General features: G+C 46.2%; 18 protein-coding genes. 11 read left to right on the top strand and 7 right to left on the bottom strand.

Going from position 1 to position 17646, the window contains the following annotated elements; all coding sequences use genetic code 11:
• Nucleotides 1-41 precede the first annotated feature (41 nt).
• On the bottom strand, nt 42-302 hold the full coding sequence (locus JGK07_RS27365) for a hypothetical protein (RefSeq protein WP_293185068.1): 261 nt from the start codon (nt 300-302) through the stop codon (nt 42-44).
• A gap of 276 nt (nt 303-578) precedes the next feature.
• The gene (locus tag JGK07_RS27360; protein WP_293185067.1) at nt 579-746 is read right to left on the bottom strand and encodes a metallothionein; all 168 of its coding nucleotides are present in this window, start codon (nt 744-746) and stop codon (nt 579-581) included.
• Between the two features lie 142 nt (nt 747-888).
• Between JGK07_RS27360 and JGK07_RS27355 the strand changes: the two genes are divergently transcribed.
• Nucleotides 889-1299 carry a metalloregulator ArsR/SmtB family transcription factor gene (locus tag JGK07_RS27355; protein ID WP_293185119.1) on the top strand — a complete coding sequence of 137 codons (411 nt, stop codon included), beginning with the start codon at nt 889-891 and terminating at the stop codon, nt 1297-1299.
• Between the two features lie 193 nt (nt 1300-1492).
• Here the strand turns inward: JGK07_RS27355 and JGK07_RS27350 are convergent, their stop codons facing one another.
• The 3 genes from JGK07_RS27350 to JGK07_RS27340 all read right to left on the bottom strand — a co-directional run bounded on the left by JGK07_RS27350 (nt 1493) and on the right by JGK07_RS27340 (nt 4450).
• On the bottom strand, nt 1493-1693 hold the full coding sequence (locus tag JGK07_RS27350; protein WP_293146624.1) for a heavy-metal-associated domain-containing protein: 201 nt from the start codon (nt 1691-1693) through the stop codon (nt 1493-1495).
• Nucleotides 1694-1970: 277 nt separating this feature from the next.
• Nucleotides 1971-2822: a 3-deoxy-7-phosphoheptulonate synthase gene (gene aroF, locus JGK07_RS27345; RefSeq protein ID WP_293212997.1), complete on the bottom strand. Its 852-nt coding sequence runs from the start codon at nt 2820-2822 to the stop codon at nt 1971-1973.
• Between the two features lie 863 nt (nt 2823-3685).
• Nucleotides 3686-4450: a sulfotransferase domain-containing protein gene (locus tag JGK07_RS27340; RefSeq protein ID WP_293226414.1), complete on the bottom strand. Its 765-nt coding sequence runs from the start codon at nt 4448-4450 to the stop codon at nt 3686-3688.
• A 209-nt stretch (nt 4451-4659) separates the two neighbouring features.
• Here JGK07_RS27340 and JGK07_RS27335 point away from each other — a divergent pair, with 209 nt between their 5' ends.
• The 3 genes from JGK07_RS27335 to JGK07_RS27325 all read left to right on the top strand — a co-directional run bounded on the left by JGK07_RS27335 (nt 4660) and on the right by JGK07_RS27325 (nt 5543).
• Entirely contained in the window at nt 4660-4836 is a 177-nt protein-coding gene (locus tag JGK07_RS27335; RefSeq protein ID WP_293193558.1) for a hypothetical protein, read from the top strand.
• Between the two features lie 94 nt (nt 4837-4930).
• Nucleotides 4931-5146: a hypothetical protein gene (locus JGK07_RS27330; RefSeq protein WP_106147397.1), complete on the top strand. Its 216-nt coding sequence runs from the start codon at nt 4931-4933 to the stop codon at nt 5144-5146.
• Complete coding sequence (locus JGK07_RS27325; protein ID WP_293226410.1) at nt 5136-5543, top strand: hypothetical protein; 408 nt, start codon at nt 5136-5138, stop codon at nt 5541-5543. The genes JGK07_RS27330 and JGK07_RS27325 overlap by 11 nt, the downstream gene beginning before the upstream one ends.
• A 175-nt stretch (nt 5544-5718) precedes the next feature.
• Here the strand turns inward: JGK07_RS27325 and JGK07_RS27320 are convergent, their stop codons facing one another.
• A complete protein-coding gene (locus JGK07_RS27320) occupies nt 5719-6606 on the bottom strand; it encodes a sulfotransferase (RefSeq protein WP_293181435.1) in 888 nt (295 codons plus the stop codon).
• 11 nt (nt 6607-6617) lie between these two features.
• On the opposite strand from JGK07_RS27320, the gene JGK07_RS27315 reads away from it, so the two are divergent.
• The gene (locus JGK07_RS27315; RefSeq protein WP_293181432.1) at nt 6618-6797 is read left to right on the top strand and encodes a hypothetical protein; all 180 of its coding nucleotides are present in this window, start codon (nt 6618-6620) and stop codon (nt 6795-6797) included.
• Here JGK07_RS27315 and JGK07_RS27310 read toward each other — a convergent pair.
• The gene (locus tag JGK07_RS27310; RefSeq protein ID WP_293208634.1) at nt 6785-6937 is read right to left on the bottom strand and encodes a hypothetical protein; all 153 of its coding nucleotides are present in this window, start codon (nt 6935-6937) and stop codon (nt 6785-6787) included. The two genes, JGK07_RS27315 and JGK07_RS27310, sit on opposite strands and share 13 nt — an antisense overlap.
• Before the next feature lie 438 nt (nt 6938-7375).
• Here JGK07_RS27310 and JGK07_RS27305 point away from each other — a divergent pair, with 438 nt between their 5' ends.
• The 6 genes from JGK07_RS27305 (at nt 7376) to JGK07_RS27280 (ending at nt 17468) form a co-directional block, all read left to right on the top strand.
• Nucleotides 7376-8593, top strand: a complete 1218-nt coding sequence (locus JGK07_RS27305; RefSeq protein ID WP_293181426.1) for a transposase — start codon at nt 7376-7378, stop codon at nt 8591-8593.
• A gap of 44 nt (nt 8594-8637) precedes the next feature.
• A complete protein-coding gene (gene hpsA, locus JGK07_RS27300) occupies nt 8638-13926 on the top strand; it encodes a hormogonium polysaccharide biosynthesis protein HpsA (protein WP_293226407.1) in 5289 nt (1762 codons plus the stop codon).
• Nucleotides 13927-13959: 33 nt separating this feature from the next.
• Nucleotides 13960-14556 carry a prepilin-type N-terminal cleavage/methylation domain-containing protein gene (locus JGK07_RS27295; RefSeq protein ID WP_293226404.1) on the top strand — a complete coding sequence of 199 codons (597 nt, stop codon included), beginning with the start codon at nt 13960-13962 and terminating at the stop codon, nt 14554-14556.
• Between the two features lie 64 nt (nt 14557-14620).
• Complete coding sequence (hpsC, locus tag JGK07_RS27290; RefSeq protein WP_293226401.1) at nt 14621-15646, top strand: hormogonium polysaccharide secretion pseudopilin HpsC; 1026 nt, start codon at nt 14621-14623, stop codon at nt 15644-15646.
• 59 nt (nt 15647-15705) lie between these two features.
• Nucleotides 15706-16341 carry a prepilin-type N-terminal cleavage/methylation domain-containing protein gene (locus JGK07_RS27285; protein WP_293226398.1) on the top strand — a complete coding sequence of 212 codons (636 nt, stop codon included), beginning with the start codon at nt 15706-15708 and terminating at the stop codon, nt 16339-16341.
• Nucleotides 16342-16382: 41 nt separating this feature from the next.
• Nucleotides 16383-17468 carry an SGNH/GDSL hydrolase family protein gene (locus tag JGK07_RS27280; protein WP_293226395.1) on the top strand — a complete coding sequence of 362 codons (1086 nt, stop codon included), beginning with the start codon at nt 16383-16385 and terminating at the stop codon, nt 17466-17468.
• Nucleotides 17469-17646: the final 178 nt, after the last annotated feature.

Here is a 17646-nt window from a genome sequence, read left to right as displayed (position 1 = left end):
TTATAGGTGTGGTTTCAACCGCCGTCTTATCTGCGATGAATTTAAGGCAAATTGCCGTCATCGGTACTGGGGGGTTTTTGTCCAATTCCCAATTGCTTCTTAGACGATTTTAAGTCTTTCCAAAGCGCCTTAATATCTTTATAGGCTTTCTCGGCGCTAATTTTACCCCCTGTTTCCAGAGAGCAAATATAAGTTATTTTCTGAGCAAATTCCTGCAAGTTGGCATTAAACGCCAAGTTTTCAGGCGTGAAATCACCGTAGTAGCGACTGCGAGGATGTAAAAAATCTTCCCGCTCTTTCATTGCCCCCTCCTAATTCAACTTTTGGTTCTGTCTCTGCTATTAATAGTAGTCTTTGCACTTAGTATTGCGACGCTAACTTACTTTGATTGCATTCCCCAGGTAACAATTGTGATTTTTCCCTGTGTACTTAGTCGATTAAACTACTTTTAACCTTTGATTACCCGTATTTTAACCTCAATTTAACCTAAAAACACAAAAATTGGGAAATGCGCTGTTCGCATCTCCCCTTAGATATATTTTTACAGAGGTTCCTTAACCTTTTTGGAATCGGAATATTTATTTGCTGCACTCGCAGCCGATGTGGCCGCAGCCGCTACCGTTGGGGTGTCCGTCAGCGCAAGCAGTCGAACAGTAGGATTTGCCGCTTTTTTCGATCGCTTCAGTGAGGCTGACAACGCACAAACAAGAAGGGCACGCGCATTTCATTTGGGTGACAGTGGTCATTTTAAATTCTCCTGGTGTGTTTCGCTCTATTAATATCTGAACATATATTCAGATATATGTCAAGGAGATGTAAAAGTTTTGTAACAAAAGGTGGGTCGATCGCGCTAATATGAAAATGAGAATTAAAATCAGCCGGGAAAAGATGTCACCGAAGTCTGCTGTTAACGGAGCGATAAGTCAGCCTGACCAAGAAAACGATACACCAACCTGCGGGCGATCGCACGTAGTTGAAAGTTCACGGGTTGGAGACATCCAAACACAAGTGCTGAACACAGCAAAAGCCCAGCGGATGGCAGAGTTTTTCAGTCTTTTGGGAGATGCGAATCGGCTGCGATTACTGTCAGTGTTAGCAAAACAAGAATTGTGCGTGTGCGACTTGGCGGCGGTTTTGAGCATGAGCGAATCGGCTGTATCGCACCAGTTGCGGGCGTTGCGGGCGATACGGTTGGTAAGTTATCGCAAAGTTGGCAGACAAGTTTTTTATAGTTTACTCGATCGGCACGTTTTAGAACTTTACCAAGCAGTCGCCGAACATTTGGACGAAGAATCTTAATTAGTCAGTTGTTGGTTGTCAGTTGTCAGTTGTCAGTTGTCAGTTGTCTATGCGCGGATGCTGTAGGGGCGAGTTCACCAACATCTATGATGCACATCCAGAATATGTGTAAACTCGCCCTCCCCAACCAAAGATTCATGCAAGCGATTATCTGTACATCAGCCCTGACTGCCAACCAGGGGTTATCCTACTATTAGGCTTCTAGAACAGTGTGACCGGAAGCAACCACAGCTTGTTTAATAGACTCTTCCGAGGCTTTAGCTTCCACAGTCACAGTCTTGGCCGCTAAATCCACATCAATCTTAGCTTCCGGTTCCACGGTTTTGATGGCTTCGGTAATAGTGTTTCCGCAGCCGGAACAGACGATCGAGGGAACATGAAGTTTGAGTGCCATAATTAAGCGATATCTTGTAGATGACAGGATTGATTCTGCTTTTATTTTAATCAAATTTCGGTTTTTGGGACAGGCTAGAAGCCCATCCCACAAGAAAAAAAATTTGTGGGATGGGCTAGAAGTCTGTTTTTGGGACGGGCTAGAAGCCCATCCCACAAGAAAAAAAAGTTTGTGGGATGGGCTTCTAGCCCGTCCAACTTTTCTTGAAAGAAATATTAAGTCCAATGACTAATGACTAATGACTAATGACCAATAACCAATGACTAATGACTAATAACTAATGACTAATAACTAATGACTTAGCCTCCGGTACGAACCGCCCGACGGCCGCCGCCACAGGCCGCAAACTTGCGACTAAATCAATCATATCCGGCAAAGAAAGAGCTTGCCGCGCGTCAGAAACCGATTTTTCCGGTTGCGGGTGACACTCAACAATTAACCCGTCAGCACCGCAAGCAACCGCTGCTTTTGCTAGAGGTGCGACTAATTCTCGCTTGCCGGCGGCGTGAGAAGGATCTACAATTACTGGCAAATGAGTTAACTGTTTTAGCGCTACGACTGTACCTAAATCTAAGACATTGCGGGTGTAATTGTCGAAGCTGCGGATGCCTCTTTCGCACAGAACTACATCGGGATTTCCGTGGCTGAGAATGTATTCGGCGGCCATCACAAATTCTTCAATCGTGGCTGACAAACCGCGTTTTAGTAAGACTGGTTTTCCGGCTTGACCGATCGCCTTTAGTAACTCAAAATTTTGCATATTGCGACTGCCTACTTGCAGCATATCAGCATAGGCGACAACCGGATCGATTTGGGCGATCGACATTACCTCTGTCACCACGGGTAAACCGTAACGCCGGCTGACATCAGCTAAAATTTCCAGTCCCTCAATTCCCATCCCCTGGAAAGCGTAGGGAGAAGTGCGGGGTTTGTAGACTCCCCCCCGCAAAGCCTGCACCGGTGCGACTGAGAGTTTGCTGGCGACTGTCTCCATTTGTTCTGAACTTTCGACGGTACAGGGGCCGCCTACGATTAACAATTCTGTGCCGCCGACTGAGACTGTTTCTGATAGTTTGACAATAGTTTGGTGTTCGGGATGAGATTTGGTTGCGAGTTTGGCTTCTAACATGATGGAATTCTCCTAAAAAATCGAGTGATTGGTTGACAATAAAAAACCCGGAACCTTTAAGGAGTTCCGGGTTGGCGCGAAAAGACAGCACGACAATTTACCCAGAACTCCTGCGGGGCCAAAAATAAAAGCCGTAATACCAGTTACTGAATAATGTCATTGCTGTTTGCGCTTGTGATGATTGGTGGTTGGGAAAAAAGCTAGAAAAAAACAAAACCGCAGGTGTTAGTCTGCGGTTCGCCCGGATGTTCACAGCAATCTGTAAATTCACTCCGGGCGAACTTGGGTATGCCAAAAATAAAAATAGCTGTTGGTTGCGAACATAGGTGAAGCGATGGGATTACTGATTAAATACAAGACTATTCGTTAACCTAGCATAGAGTGGTAGGAATGTCAAGCATTTTTTGCAACAGGTAGGGACACGGCACTGCCGTGTCCCTAATAAAGGTATGTTGTTGCGCTTGAGCGCTCTTTGAGATATATGAGAAAGAGCGCTTTTCGCGGAACTACGTACCTTACGGCTGTGCAATTTAGTCCCAGCCTCCGTCTCGATCGCACAATTGAGCTAATCTCTGATTGGGCGATCGATCGTATTCCCTCAATTACTCGTATTTTGATACATCTCTCAAAGAGCGACAATTGAGCTAATCTCTGATTGGGCGATCGATCGTATTCCCTCAATTACTCGTATTTTGATACATCTCTCAAAGAGCGCTGAAGCGCAACTACGTACCTTTTAGTCCCAGCCTCCGTCTCGATCGCACAATTGAGTTAATCTCTGATTGGGCGATCGATCGTATTCCCTCAATTACTCGTATTTTGATACATCTCTCAAAGAGCGCTCAAGCGCAACTACGTACCTTTTAGTCCCAACCGAAGTCTCGATCGCACAATTGAGTTAATCTCTGATTGGGCGATCGATAATATGCCCTCAATTGCTCGTATACTGTCTCGCTGACCGGCGGATATTGGTTGGAATTGTACTTTTCGTAGGTTTCTAATTCGTGCGGCGGCGAGCCTATAAATTCTAACACGCTGTTGTATGTGCCGCAAGGATTAACATACAAATCTTCGCTTTTGAGGATTAAAAGTTGTGATTTGGGAAATAGCTGCATCCACGCTGGAAGTTGGTCGGCGTAAATGCCGCGGCCCAGATATGTGTAGTGGCGGTGGTTGTAACTTTCGTAGGTTGGACTCGCTAGGATTTTTTCGATTTCGCCTTTGAGTCTTTCGGGTTCGTGGGCGATCGCACTTTCGAGAGATAGCGATTCGTAGCCAATTTTTATGTAGTAATGATAGTGGGAAATTGCGCGTTCTACTGGGTTTCTCAGCAGGGCGATGATTTTAACTTTCGGACATAAATCGTGAATGCGCTGGGCGACTCGGGGATGAAAAATATAGTAGGGGCTGGCTTCTCCGGTTAGCAGGTGTTCCCCACTTTGTGCTTGGGGAAATTGGGAATAATACCAGTCGGGGCTTTTGTCGAAGTTGAGGTCGAAATAATGGATTTCTTTTTGGGCGGCGGGGGCGATTTGGGGATGTTGGATCAGGTAGTTGTACAGGGATGTTGTGCCGCCTTTTTGGACGCCGATGATGATGAAATCGGGGGGTTTGGAGGGTTGTTTCATGGATTGGTGATGATATATGTGGATCAATATAACGGTTTTTAGTAGGGAAACGGCACTGCCGTGTCCTGTATTTGAATCGTCTAACTCCGCGCGGTTGTGGTTTTTTAGCTGATCGTGCTATTATTGCGTTTAACGAGATTGCGCGCAATACGTAGTAACTCTTTCTCGATCGCCAGATGCGAGAATGCAGATATGCGCGTTTGAGAGATATGGCTAAAAAAATTCCACCTGACATGGCTGAACTGAGCGTTTACGTAGACAAAAAGCTAAAGTTGCAATTCAAACTAGCTTGTACGGCTCAAGAAAAACCGATGAGTGAAGTCGTTGGTTTGCTGATGAAGCAATGGCTAGAGATACAAGCAACCTCGCCAGAGTCTGAACCCTAGCGCATCAAGACGGCCACCAAAACTGAGGAAACAGACTGATGACCGATCGACTATATCGAATAAACGGCATCCTCGAACCAACCGCGAGGGACAAATGTTGAGAGATTCAGACAACCCTGAGAAATCTTGGGAAGATTTAGAAGCCGAACTGCTTCCTCACCGTCCTTTTTATGCCCCGGGCGAGACTGAAATTGAAAAAGACCTTTACGCTAAGCGTCGATGTGCTCAGCAACAAATGAAGGCTGAAAAACGCCCCGATATTGCAGGCCACTCTTATTACTACTGCACGGAGACCAATAATGATGACTAACTCGAATTACCGACTGCTACCTCCGAAAGATGAGTACGTTCAAGTGTCTATCTATCTGAATCGGGTGCACTTGGATGGATGTACGCCCGATCGCGCGATCGCACAATTGATCGAAATGGGTTACGATCCTAGTTTGCAATACCAGTGGAATCCAAAACGCAACGAGTTTGATTTGTTTGCTGTGATTCACGATCGCCCGATCGCAGATTCACTGATGGATAAACAGGCTTGTGATGCTCTCTGGGCTGCATTTAACGAATCTTCGCTTTACGTGATTGGTTGCGAGGCGGCACAAAATCCTAATTGGCTGGCTGCGGGCAGTTTTAATGACGCGCGCCGTTACGCTGCGCCGGAGGAAATTGAGCCTCTGCAAGCAAATGCTACCGCCGCTGGTTGATATTTGTGGGCGGGGATTCCCTATGGGATAGGTTGGAGGAGGACACGGCGCCGTACCGTTTCCCTGCGGATATGGCGTAAAATTTAGTCCCAGTCGAAGTCTCGATCGCACAATTGGGCTAATCTCTGATTGGGCGATCGAAATTATGTTTTCAGTGACAATTTTATGCGATTTTTCACTCCACCAGCTCATAACCAAGCTCTCTAGCTAAAGGATTTACCACACTATTTAATAATCTCAATTCTTCGGGCGCTGCCTGACGCTTTGTACTGTATATGACTTTTTCGATTGTCGTTTTATTGAGCTTGAGTTCTAAATAACTTTCTAACTCAGTAAAATTAAAGTTTTCATTGCATAACTCTTCATATTTTATTAGCATTCCATTTACTTTATGACTGTCTGCAATGTATCCTTGAAGTAAATTAGTCCAGTGCAATCCAAACTGCTCTGGTGTGTATACAGGCTCGTTCGGCCATTTTTTGTACCAGTAAAAACCCTGAAAAGAAGCATAAGCATTATAAGGATTTCTATACAAAAATAAGAATTTTGCCTTGGGAAACAGCCATTTTAAGTAAATAGCGTGATCGATAGTCAACCTCACTTCTTTTAGTCCCCACCGCACAATTCCCCTTGCCTTTGCGGGTTTTTCAAAATGATTTACCAAGAAGGCAATATGAGATTCAAGTAAGTAATTTATGTCTGGATAAAGGTTGGCAATCCATTCACCAGCCAAGTCAGACAGTGGAGCCCGATCGCTTAAAACTTCATCAATGAACCATTCAGCAGCAGGATAGGTATCAGTAATTGATTTGAGCGGGCTAGATAAATGGTCGATTAGTCCTGAGCGACCGTAGGGTTCACCCCATACGATGATAGAACCCGATGACATCACTAACCTTTGCAAAAGAGTTGACCCTGACCTCCAACCAGCAGAAAATATAAATACTGGACTGGAATCGGAATTACTTTTAATGTTCGGCCACCTGACAGAAAATGTTTTAAGGGCTTCTTCGATTGTGGGAACTTTTTTCAAGTCTTCTTCATGTTTGATTTTAAAGTCCATATTTAAAATTAGTGGCTGTTATAATTTATGTGGTTGTTGGTTATTTAATTTTAGTGGCAATCTGCGAAAACTTCAACTCTAGTTTAAGTTTATATGCAAGTGGTATAACTCCAAATACCGAATCTTACCTTCCTTTGATGAGTACGATCGCCCTTCGATCGCTGTTGGCGGGCGATCGCTATTCGGGATAGCCTTGCCGCGCGTACTTTTGGACATCGCGGACATTCGATCGCGCCTTGGGGTTGGAGGAGGCGGGGCGGTGCCTGCGGGCGATCGCACAACTAAAATTCGATCGCACTTTTATAGCCGTTTTTGGGTAGGGAAACGCCATTGCCGTGTCCTGTCTTTGATGCTTTGCCAGCCCCAAACCGCGATCGTCATCACTGATTCCTCAATCTAAAATCTAAAATCGACGAGTGAAGAGGCCGCTGGGCACTGACATCTCGATCGAACTAGACTAGAGTGGAGTTCCCGATCCGAAATCCTTGCGGGGTAAATTTATCGGGAAAAATATATCGGCGGTGAGCTTGCTTGTGGGTTTGGAAATTTTATTTGTTAGCCAGATAACACGTTATGTGAATTTGTACAAGGGGTTGATATGAAAGTTGTCGAAAGTGGGAATGATAAATTTAGGATCGTACTGTCCAGCAGTAACTACCAAATTTTCGGGGTTAAAGCCACGCCCATAAGCGGGCGGCTTTAATTGGTTATAAGGAATTTTTTGACGATTTGTAGAGTTGATCTATATTTAGTCAAGGAGGTGAAGCAAGTGTTTAATTTGACGTTTGAATTTAAGTTAAAGCCCACACCGACACAAGTAGCAGTCTTTGAAGACTGGTTAGAACAGTGTCGCAAAGTGTACAACTATGCGCTGAGAGAGCGCAAAGACTGGTACAACTCACGCAAATGTCAAATAAACTCTTGCTCCCTGCGCTCCGAGTACATAATTCCTGCTGACACGCCTAGACCGACATATTCAAGTCAGTGCAAAGCTTTAACAGTATACAGAAAAACCAGCCTCCCATTGCAGCGAGTTAACGCAGCCGTACTGCAACAAACGCTGCGTAAACTGGAAAAAGCTTTTGTCAGTATGTGGGAGCAAAACCACGGGTTTCCTCGATTTAAAAAAAAGGGAGCTTTGAGGTCTTTTAACTTCCCACAGTTGGGTGTAAATTTTGATCGAGGCAACCGCTTTTTTAAATTGCCTGTAATCGGCTGCATAAAATTTTGGCAGTCGCGCCCTATTCCTGGTGGCGCAATCGTCAAACAAGCTTGCGTAGTTAGGCGGTCTAGCGGCTGGTATATAATGTTGACGTTGCAATGGGATGTCTCGATTCCCGATGTTATTCCTCACGGCAACCCCATAGGAATTGATGTGGGGTTGACTAATTTTATTGCAACTTCTGGAGGGCTTTTGGTCAAGAGAATGAAGTTTTTTAGTGACGCAGAATGCAAGCTTAAATTGCTGCAACAGCGCGTCAGTAGAAAAAAGATCGGCTCAAATAATTGGAAGAAAGCTCAGAAAAAGGTCGCTTTGCTGCATGAATATGTGGCAAACTGCCGAAAAGATTGGCATCGCAAATTGTCACATCAAATCTGCAATGACGCGGGGATGGTGTTTGTCGAAGACCTTAATTTAATCGGACTGTCTAGGGCGATGTTGGGCAAGCACTGTTTAGATGCTGGGTTTGGGCAATTCTTTAATATATTGGAACACACTTGCTTTAAACGTGGTGTGTATTTCCAAAAAGTAGATGCTAAAAAAACTAGCCAAATTTGCCCTAACTGCTTTAGTGAGACAGGAAAAAAAGAGTTGTCGGAACGAGTTCACTCGTGTCAGCATTGCGGCTATACAAATGACAGAGATGTAGCAGCCGCACAAGTAGTTCTAATTAGGGGACTTGCAGCCGTGGGGCACAGGGTTAAGATGCTTGCCGAGGGTAAATTCATTGGAATCCCTGCGAAGCAAGAATCCCCACGCCTTTAGGCCCGGGAGTGTCAACATCTCTGAAATTATTCAGGAAGGCGTCAATGTTTAAGAGCAAATTATCCAAAGTTATCGTATCGCTGCTGCGGCGGATTGCTGGTGTTACCAGATCCGGGGCCAAGCGGCTGATGAGAGCAATGCTGCAAGCCCTCATGGCTATGGGCCGCAGGGCAAAGTTGCCGGTGGCGGGGTTTGTGCTGCCGACGGTGACGATGGTGTTGCTGGTAGTAATCTTGTTGACTGTGGCGATCGTCCTGCGATCGTTCGATCGGGCGAATATGGCTCGCAACGTGCGCGTCAACCAGCAGGTGCTGGCGGCCGCAACCCCCGCGCTCGATCGGGCGAAAGCAAAAATTCAGTATCTGCTGTACGAAGACCCCCAAAAGCCGACATCTACTCCCTCCGATGCAGAAATGTACCGGATCATGTCAGAAAGTGGAACTAGCGACTTATATAAGTTTGGTGACGAGCAACGCTTGATACTTAAGTATCCCGTCATTAACGGCACGAGCCTGACTCCTGGCAGGGACGATTTTACAAAACCACCCCTTGAAAGGCTGGAAGGCGGAGCCCAAGAAAGTGAAGCGATCAATACAGCTTGGAGATATCCCGTCGATACGAATAACGATGGCAAATTTGATACTTTTACCCTGTACGGAATATTTTTTCGCAATCCTCCCCTCAAGGTAGAGGCAAATGGCGATATATCAGTTGCAAGGTCAAGAAAACCACTGGACGCCAGAACGCCACCGATGGCTTTGGGAGCCTTAGACCCTGGTTGCGCGTCGGGGGGCACAGATAGCATCGCTAGCTTAGTGGGAGATTCCGGGTGGTACAAGCTAGACGGTAAGCTGAGAAAAAGTTTTTTTGTTTACACGGTAAACGTACCGATTAAAGATGCAGCAGAAGCTGCCACTGTAGCTGCCTTAGGTCCAGCAGTACCATTCACAGGAACTCCCAGCATATCCGCACTAGAATACCAACAAGACCAAGCTCGCATTCCCCTCAGCAACAATGCGGTAGTTTATGAAGACGACTTAGAGATATCCCCCGGACCTGCCCTGAATTTAAACGGGCGGATTTTGACAAATAGCAATTTATTAGTAGGGGGGACAAACGATCCAAAAAGCGTCACATTATTTGAAGTTAGCAGCAAAGGATCTTGTTTCTACGACCAAGAGAATAGCAAAATTCAAGTTGCAGGTAATGTAGTAAACGGTTGGTCAGGCAACACCACACTTACTGTACAACCCGTAACAGTACATCTTTTCAAGAAAATCAACCCAATTGCCGACCAACCAAACATAGGCGCACCAAAAATAGATCCTGACAATCGGTCTGTTAGCAACACCAGCCTTGACATAATTTACAACAGCAACGCCTACTCCAGGCGGTTAAACGCGCTAGTAGAGGGTCAAAAAGATGCACAGCCAGATATAACAGGCGATCCGGTATCAGTTCAGCTATTAGTGAAACCCCCAGTCGGTAGCACCAAACAGCCCCTGAGCCGCGAGAATGCACTGGAATCTTATTTCAAAGAAAGGCTGCGGAAAGTGCCTTTCAAAGAAGTAGCACTGGGAGCTGAGACTCTAGACGTACCCGAGCGGGCGGTAACACCTTACACTACTTACCTTGAAGGAAGCGGGGACAGCCTCAGACCCAAAAAAGATTGGAGTTTTCCTACAACTACAGATACAACCGTGATTCCGGACAAAGGGAGTACCAATGGGCCGACAAAGCTCGCTCTCTTGCCAACTCAACTGCTGTCGTCAAAAGACCCAGACAAGATAGAATCTACGGAGAGCGAAACAAAGTTGGGCGAGAGGGTATTAGTAGGCAACAACTTACCAGCCCAGCGGTGGAACGATGGCAAATCGAAATTCCTCGGCGCGACAGAGAAACAAGAGATTGAGGGTGCTACGTGGGACGACAAAAGTCCTCGCACCCGTAGATCACAACTGACAAAGCTTGCTGACGTGGGAGCAACAGACCGTGGCAATGGTTTGGGAGAAAAACCCGGTTCTGACACTCCGCCCTTTAGAGATGGTTTCTGGGAAGCAGTAGCAGCTCAAACACCGAAAAATCCCCTGGACGGAACTGGCGGTCTGCGGGTAATTACCAGTGCAGGGGTGTACGATCGCACTTACTCCTTCCTGCCACCACCCAGATGGAACGATGGGGGTAATGATGGGACAACAACCAGCGAAAGAGGGCCAGAAGTATCTGTAAGTATCGATCTCAGCCGTGACAAGACTTACGATGACCCAGCAACTACTGATATTGAAACATACCCCGTAGTCTGGCCCGATACCATGCCGATGTCACCCCTCGGACCCGGTTCTCAGGTACACAACAACGTATCAGGTGCTTGGGAAGCTTGGCCTGCAGGAGTCATAGCCGACGGTACGGGCCTGCAAGATATAACAACCGCCTCTACTACTCTACTTCCGGGAATTAGAGAAAACGCAGCTAAAAAGTATGCCAAAGGCGACTTGCGGATGCGGGCAACGGCTGTTTATCATTACGCAATTAACAGCTACAACCCAGACTCGATTACTGGTACAGCTCAACCAGACCAACTGCCGTATGCCTGTGTTAGCAGTTACTATGACCCAAGTAATGCTTTTACAGCCAGAAATATTACCAGTCTAGGAGGTCCAGAGGCTGATGTCAGCGGACAAGGTGAGAATGCACCATACAAAGACAGACAGAAACCGGCACTGGGCGCTCGGCAGGCGTTCATCGGTTCCAACAACGGTATCACTTACGAACCCCCAAAGAGAGATAGACGACCCGGCCTTTCTACTCCGGGAACTGGCGGCTTGCTGACAGGTGGCGACCCAGTTTTGGCCATGCAAGCCAACTTGGTCTTCCCCGACGGTCGGTTTGCTAATGGACCATTAAGAACAGCCTTACAAGTGGCTCCAGAAGCTCGCACTTTAGCGCAACAAGCCGCGATCGACTCAACAAACTGTGCGATCGACATTCTCAGTAAAGCGATCGCTCCAGATCTCAACCTAATACCCCACGGAGCAATTCAAGAAGTAGCATTTTTGAATGGGAGAGAAGTTAAGGCGATCGAACGTGACGACAGTGATACTCCCACCATTAACGAAGCGTTTACACTCAGCGGGCCGATACCTCTAACCAACGATACAAGATTAAAAGTCAATTACAACCAGCCGCTAGAAGAACGGCAACCGCTAGAAATTCGTGCGACTCAGCTAAATATGAACGCCCTACGCCGCAAAGCAGTCACAGGAACATTTGCTACTGGAGAATGGTTGCTGCCCAACAGCGGGATTATCTATGCCAGTCGCGACGATGCGCTGCCCGATCGCAGCGATCGTACTGCCAATAAAACAGCAACAGGGATTGACGAAGCCACTAGCAAAAAAGTCAGTCCCACAGATGGCGTCCTGGACCCCAGCCGCAAGCCAAACGGCATTCTTTTGATCAACGGCAACTATCTATTTCGGAATGGCGACACACCCACAAATGCAGCGGGAAAGGTAGAAAATGTAGTTAAGGAAAAAGGCCTGACCTTAGTATCGAACTTGCCCGTGTACATTCAAGACCAATTTAACCCTCACGGCCGCATCCCCCCCGCAACTCCCGGCGGTCCACCAGCAACTTTTACCGAAGTTGAAGAGTTTACGAGGACTGTAGCTGCTGATTGGGGAAACTTTTACGATCGCACTAAGGGTGAACTAGATCCCAACTTTGCTTGCCGTGAGGGCGACCCCAGGCTCCCCAAGTGCGGTGGCGACTACTGGAGACCGGCAACAGTGCTGGCAGATTCTGTCACCCTCCTATCGCGAAACTATCGTTTTGGCTTTCGCAACGAAGGAGATTTTGACCTGCGAAACAATGCGGGATCTGAAGCTGTGCTGCGCCGGAGACAAAGAGGCTTTTTCAACAATAACTTTGTCACGAACGGACTTTCGAGCGGAGCGTTTTTAACTGATGGCAATTTAAAGCCCGCAGCAACTTCGACAACAGATCCGACAGTGATCAAAGACGCTAACTATTCCACTGTCATCACCGCCCCTCTCCCTGTTGAACGTACAAGCTCTTACTTCAACAACTTTGTGACTCCCGTTCAGCGTCGCGGGGATTTCCCAGAGTATCTCATGGAAGTTTGCACAAGACTACCAGTTTCTGAGTGTACGGATGACCAGTGGTTCGTCAATCCGGCAGCAAATTTGAGGGCACCGACTTTGACGACGGGTACACCGACTGCTTCGTATATCAGACCCGATCCTAATGACGCTTCTTCTTTTCAAGCTGGATCGACGGTCGATCCCCCAGCGCCGGGATTGCAGAGATTCCCACGCCGCGTGGCTTTCAACAGGGATGCTACATCACATCAGTTGTTGCCAGACGCAGCAACTCCACAGCCTTTGGGAATGACTACGGGCACTACTATTACTGCTGCGTCTACTCCCCCTGCTGTTGACCCTGCCAGAAAGAATTCTCTGTGGTTTGCGACGGGATCTCGCGGTACACCGACTTACGATGTCTCGACTATACCGTATATGCTCAACACCAGCGCTACTATCGCCGGCACCATAGACGGCAGCAATACACCGCTACCAGTCTTAGGAGTAACAACAACAGTAGAATCCCCAGACCCACTATCGTTACAACAGGGAACGCAGCCCCTATTATTGCCGTTCCCACAGATACGAGATGTGACCGCTACGGCAGCAAACCCTGGGGGTGGAGACATTGTGAAAAACACGGGATGGATGGTGCGGGCTGAAAATACAACTTTCAATCTCATTATCGGAGCTGGCGACACCCCCTCTCAAAACCTCAACGGCACTACCGGCGACACGAACGGCGGCTTGCAAAACTTGCCCAGATTCTTGGAAAACTGGAAGAACGATCCTACTAATATCAAGGGTTCTTTTATCCAGCTAAACCGCAGCGCCTATAACACGGCCCCCTTTCTGCCAATCCTAGGAGAACTTCCATCAGCTTCAGTTCCAACCGATAAAATGGTAAGCGTGTTCCATCAGTTAAGTCCGGCCCTAGACCTAGGAATTCCAAACCGATACAACACTGATGGTAACCAACGACGGATGCCCTACTTCACTCCACCCACTCGGAACTGGGGTTATGACGTGGGCTTGTTACCTCAGCCACCGGATTTATTTACTCAAAAGTTCACTACTCCTCCTAGCAGAAGTCAACCGGCCGAGTTTTTCCGAGAAGTGCCTCGAAATGACCCATGGGTAAAAACTTTGATGTGTGGAGTTAAGGCAGATGACAGGAAACCCGCTACTTCTTCCGTTACCTCTGGAGAATGTGAAAAATTCCCCTACTAATCTTCTGCAGCGCAATTACCGGGGTTCTAACTTATGAATAAGCAAAGACAACAGCAAAATTTATCACAGTCGCGAGACGGCGGCTACACGATTATCGAGTCATTGGTAGCGATGATTGTCGTTTCGGTGCTGATGATTGCGATCGCCCCGGTGATGGCTTTCTCAGTAGCGACTCGCGTACAAGCGCGGCGGACGGAATTGGCCACACAGGCGGCGAGAGCTTACATCGACGCTCTCAGGACGGGGGCGATTAAACCGACAGATACAGCATTTCCTGGGACAGCTACTGGTGCTCCTGGGTCGGTTAGCAATTTGTATTGTGTGGAGTTTGACGGGAAGTCCGGTTGCACCGGCAGCACAGATTTTCGCATTCAGGGTGTGCGAGTCTCAAATGATGTTACTACCACTACTCCTGAGCAGGCGCAAACAGCAGGCTACCGTTTAAATGTGCGGGTTTACAGAGGCGATGCTAGCGGTACTTTGACACCAACAGCTCAATCCATAGTGGGAGCGGGACTGGGAGATCCCAAAGCCCCCGTGACGGTAATGCAGACAGAAATCCCTCCTTCTACAGTAACGGGTTCCTATGGATCGCTCTGTTCCCGCATAGGAGCAAATGGCTGTAAGTAATCATGCAAGTTCATCATTCAAACTTAAAAATGTTCCCCGTCACTTGGCAAAGGAAGTAGTCACAATGAAAAATTTACTTAGGTTGCTTCTAAAAACTCAGCACTGGCAAAACCGCTCTTCGCAAGATCCAGCAGAAAAGGGCATGACTCTAATCGAGCTGTTGATCGGAACGGTTATGGCATTTTTAATCATCACGCCGATGCTCGCTTTTGTAGTCGATATGCTGAATACCGACAGGAGGGAACAAGTCAAGGCAAACACCGAGCAAGACATTCAGGCGGCTGTTGATTTCATCGCCCAAGATTTGAGTCAAGCTATTTATACTTACGATAACGCCGGAATTACTGCTATTAATGGCAGCCCAACTCCCCTTCCTAATGTTCCAAATGCAACCCCTATACTGGTATTTTGGAAGCGACAGCTTCGGAAAAACGTTCTTCCCATTAATCCAACAGGAGCAAACACTCCTGCGCCCAGTGCCTGCGAGTCAGGTACACCGTGTAACGATACCTATGTTTTATCATTAGTTGGGTACTACCAAGTTAAAGATACGAACCCTATTTGGTGCCAGTCAGGCTCTCCGTGTCCTACCCGTATAGCTCGATATCAAATTAAAGGCGGACTCAAAGACCCTCTACCAGCAGATCCAGCTAATCCTTATTACACGGGACAAGAACCCAGCCCAGCCTACAATCCATTTTTTAACATTAGTAAGCCATTAGAAAAGGTGATGGTAGCAGGCGGTTCTTGGGAATCTGAGGATGTATTAGTTAATTACATCCACCACAATACTGTTAATCTTCCAACACCTGACGATAAAGAATGCAAGACAGCCCTTGGCAAGCCCACTACCCAAACTGGAGCTACAACCACAGAAATCTCAGAAGAAACGCTAAAGATAGGTTCAATACCTGCAACACCTGCAAACTTCTACGCTTGTGTTGATAGTGCTAGAAATTTAGTGAGAGTTACTATCAGAGGAAACAGCCTCCGCCGCATTCAAAATAATGCTGATTATAACCCTAACAATTCTGCATATTTCCCAACAGCAACAGTTCAAGTACAAGGTTTGGGTTCGCGAGGAAACTAACTTGTGTTTGAGAATAATTTACTAAGTACGCTGGTGTTGGATCAAAAAAGGAAAATACAATGAAAACCACAATATTATTAAGATTTTTGCAAAACTCTGCAACAAAAGTCAGCGGGAATTACAAAAAAACAGCATCCAGAAAGAAGGATGCAGGATACACGCTTTTAGAATTGCTAGTCGTGGTGATTATGTTAGGTATATTGGCTTCGATCGCTGCTCCCGGCTGGTTAGGATTCATCAACAGACAAAGAGTTCGCACTGTGAACGATCGCGTTTTCCAATCATTACGACTTGCACAAAGCGAAGCAAAGCGAACTAAGCGCGATGTGACTATTATATTTGATACATCTTTTGATCCGCCAAAAGTTAAGTTTGAACCGCCACTAGCTACAGGTGGTAGTGAGCAGAAGTTAGATGCTGGAGGTGAAGTTAAATCAGGTACTATTAAACTTGAGTTTATTGGTCAAGATCAACAAAATCCTCCTCCTTCTATTGTTCCTCCTCTTACTTCTACTGAAAAATCCCTCACTTTTAAGTTTAATGGTGCTTTCGATCCAAACAATAGACCAACGCTGCCTTTCAAAGTTACTGTTTTTCCCGCTAACGGCGGTGGTAAGCAATGTGCGATCGTGGAAACTATCATAGGAGGAATGAGAACTGGCGAAGGACCTGAGTGCACGACGCCGACGCCCTAGTTTTTAATAAATTTCATCGTTAATCAAGATATGTCTAATACATGAGAATTGCGAATTATATTATCGATCTTCCTTTAGCGGCATTTATAATCTTTTTATTGGTAATTATTGTTGTCACAAAGAAACGTCTTAAAAATGACGAGTTCTATACGTTAGTGATTAGCATACTACTATCTTTTCTATTAGCAGAAGGAGTTTGTAGATTCTTAAATATAGGGGATTCTAGGGTAGTTATCTGGCAGGAGGAACGCACCCCAGGAGAAATATATGCTTATCAACCCAATGGCAAGCTATTATATACTTACCCTGACAACCCGCGAGGATATTTTAACGAAAAGAATGAAGTGTCAGGAACCATAAATGCCAAAGGATTTCGGGGGGCAGATCTACCGTTTGAGAAAGCTAATGGTATAACCAGGATAGCATTCCTCGGTGATTCCTTTACCCTTGGGATGGGTGTAAAAGACAACGATACCTTACCAATAAGTTTTGAACGCGCAATACAATCCAAATATCCCAAAACCCAGGTTCTAAATTTTGGTATTTCAGCAACATCCACGAAAGAACAAATCAAGTTGGTTGAGGAATATGTAATAAAATTCAAACCAGACGTAGTAGTAATCGTAGTATTTTTGAACGATGCAGACAGAACAGGAACAATTAACTTTATCTCTAGACCAAAGGTGCTGGCTGAAGTTAGAAAAAACTCATTTTTTATCAACGCTTTGATCGGCAGCATTGAAAAACCGATGCTCTACAAGGAAATGATTCGTCATTACCAAGATGGTTATTTAGAAGGTAGCGCCGGTTGGGAATCTGTCAAAACTGCGCTCAGGACAGGAAAAACGCTATCTGAAAAACAGAACTTCCAGCTTGTAGTTGCAGTATACCCTGTACTCTTTAAACTAGATGATAGCTATCCATTCAGACATATTCACAAAACAATAGAAGACTATTGTGCGTCTTTGAAAATTCCGTTTGTCGATTTATTGAATGGATTCATTGGGCAACAGGATTCCAAGCTTTGGGTACACAAAACTGACCAACATCCCAATGAAGTAGCGCAGAGAATTGCTGCCGGAGAATTATCAAAATTCTTTGAGAGTAACGACTTGATAAAAAAGTAGCCAACCAAGTGCACCCGAACACAAAGTTGGCAAAGTATAGAAATATGTAAAGGGCGATCGCAGTTTCCAATTTCCCAGCTTCCCTGACGGTGTTACGCTGCACAACCCTGGACAAACAGGGCATACGCGATAGCAATACTCTCACTATTGATAGAGAGAGCAAAGGAGCCGTCCCTCA

The organism is Microcoleus sp. PH2017_24_DOB_U_A (genome assembly GCF_020738205.1).
Taxonomy (GTDB): Bacteria; Cyanobacteriota; Cyanobacteriia; order Cyanobacteriales; family Microcoleaceae; genus Microcoleus.
This window is presented reverse-complemented; position numbering and strand designations above follow the sequence as displayed.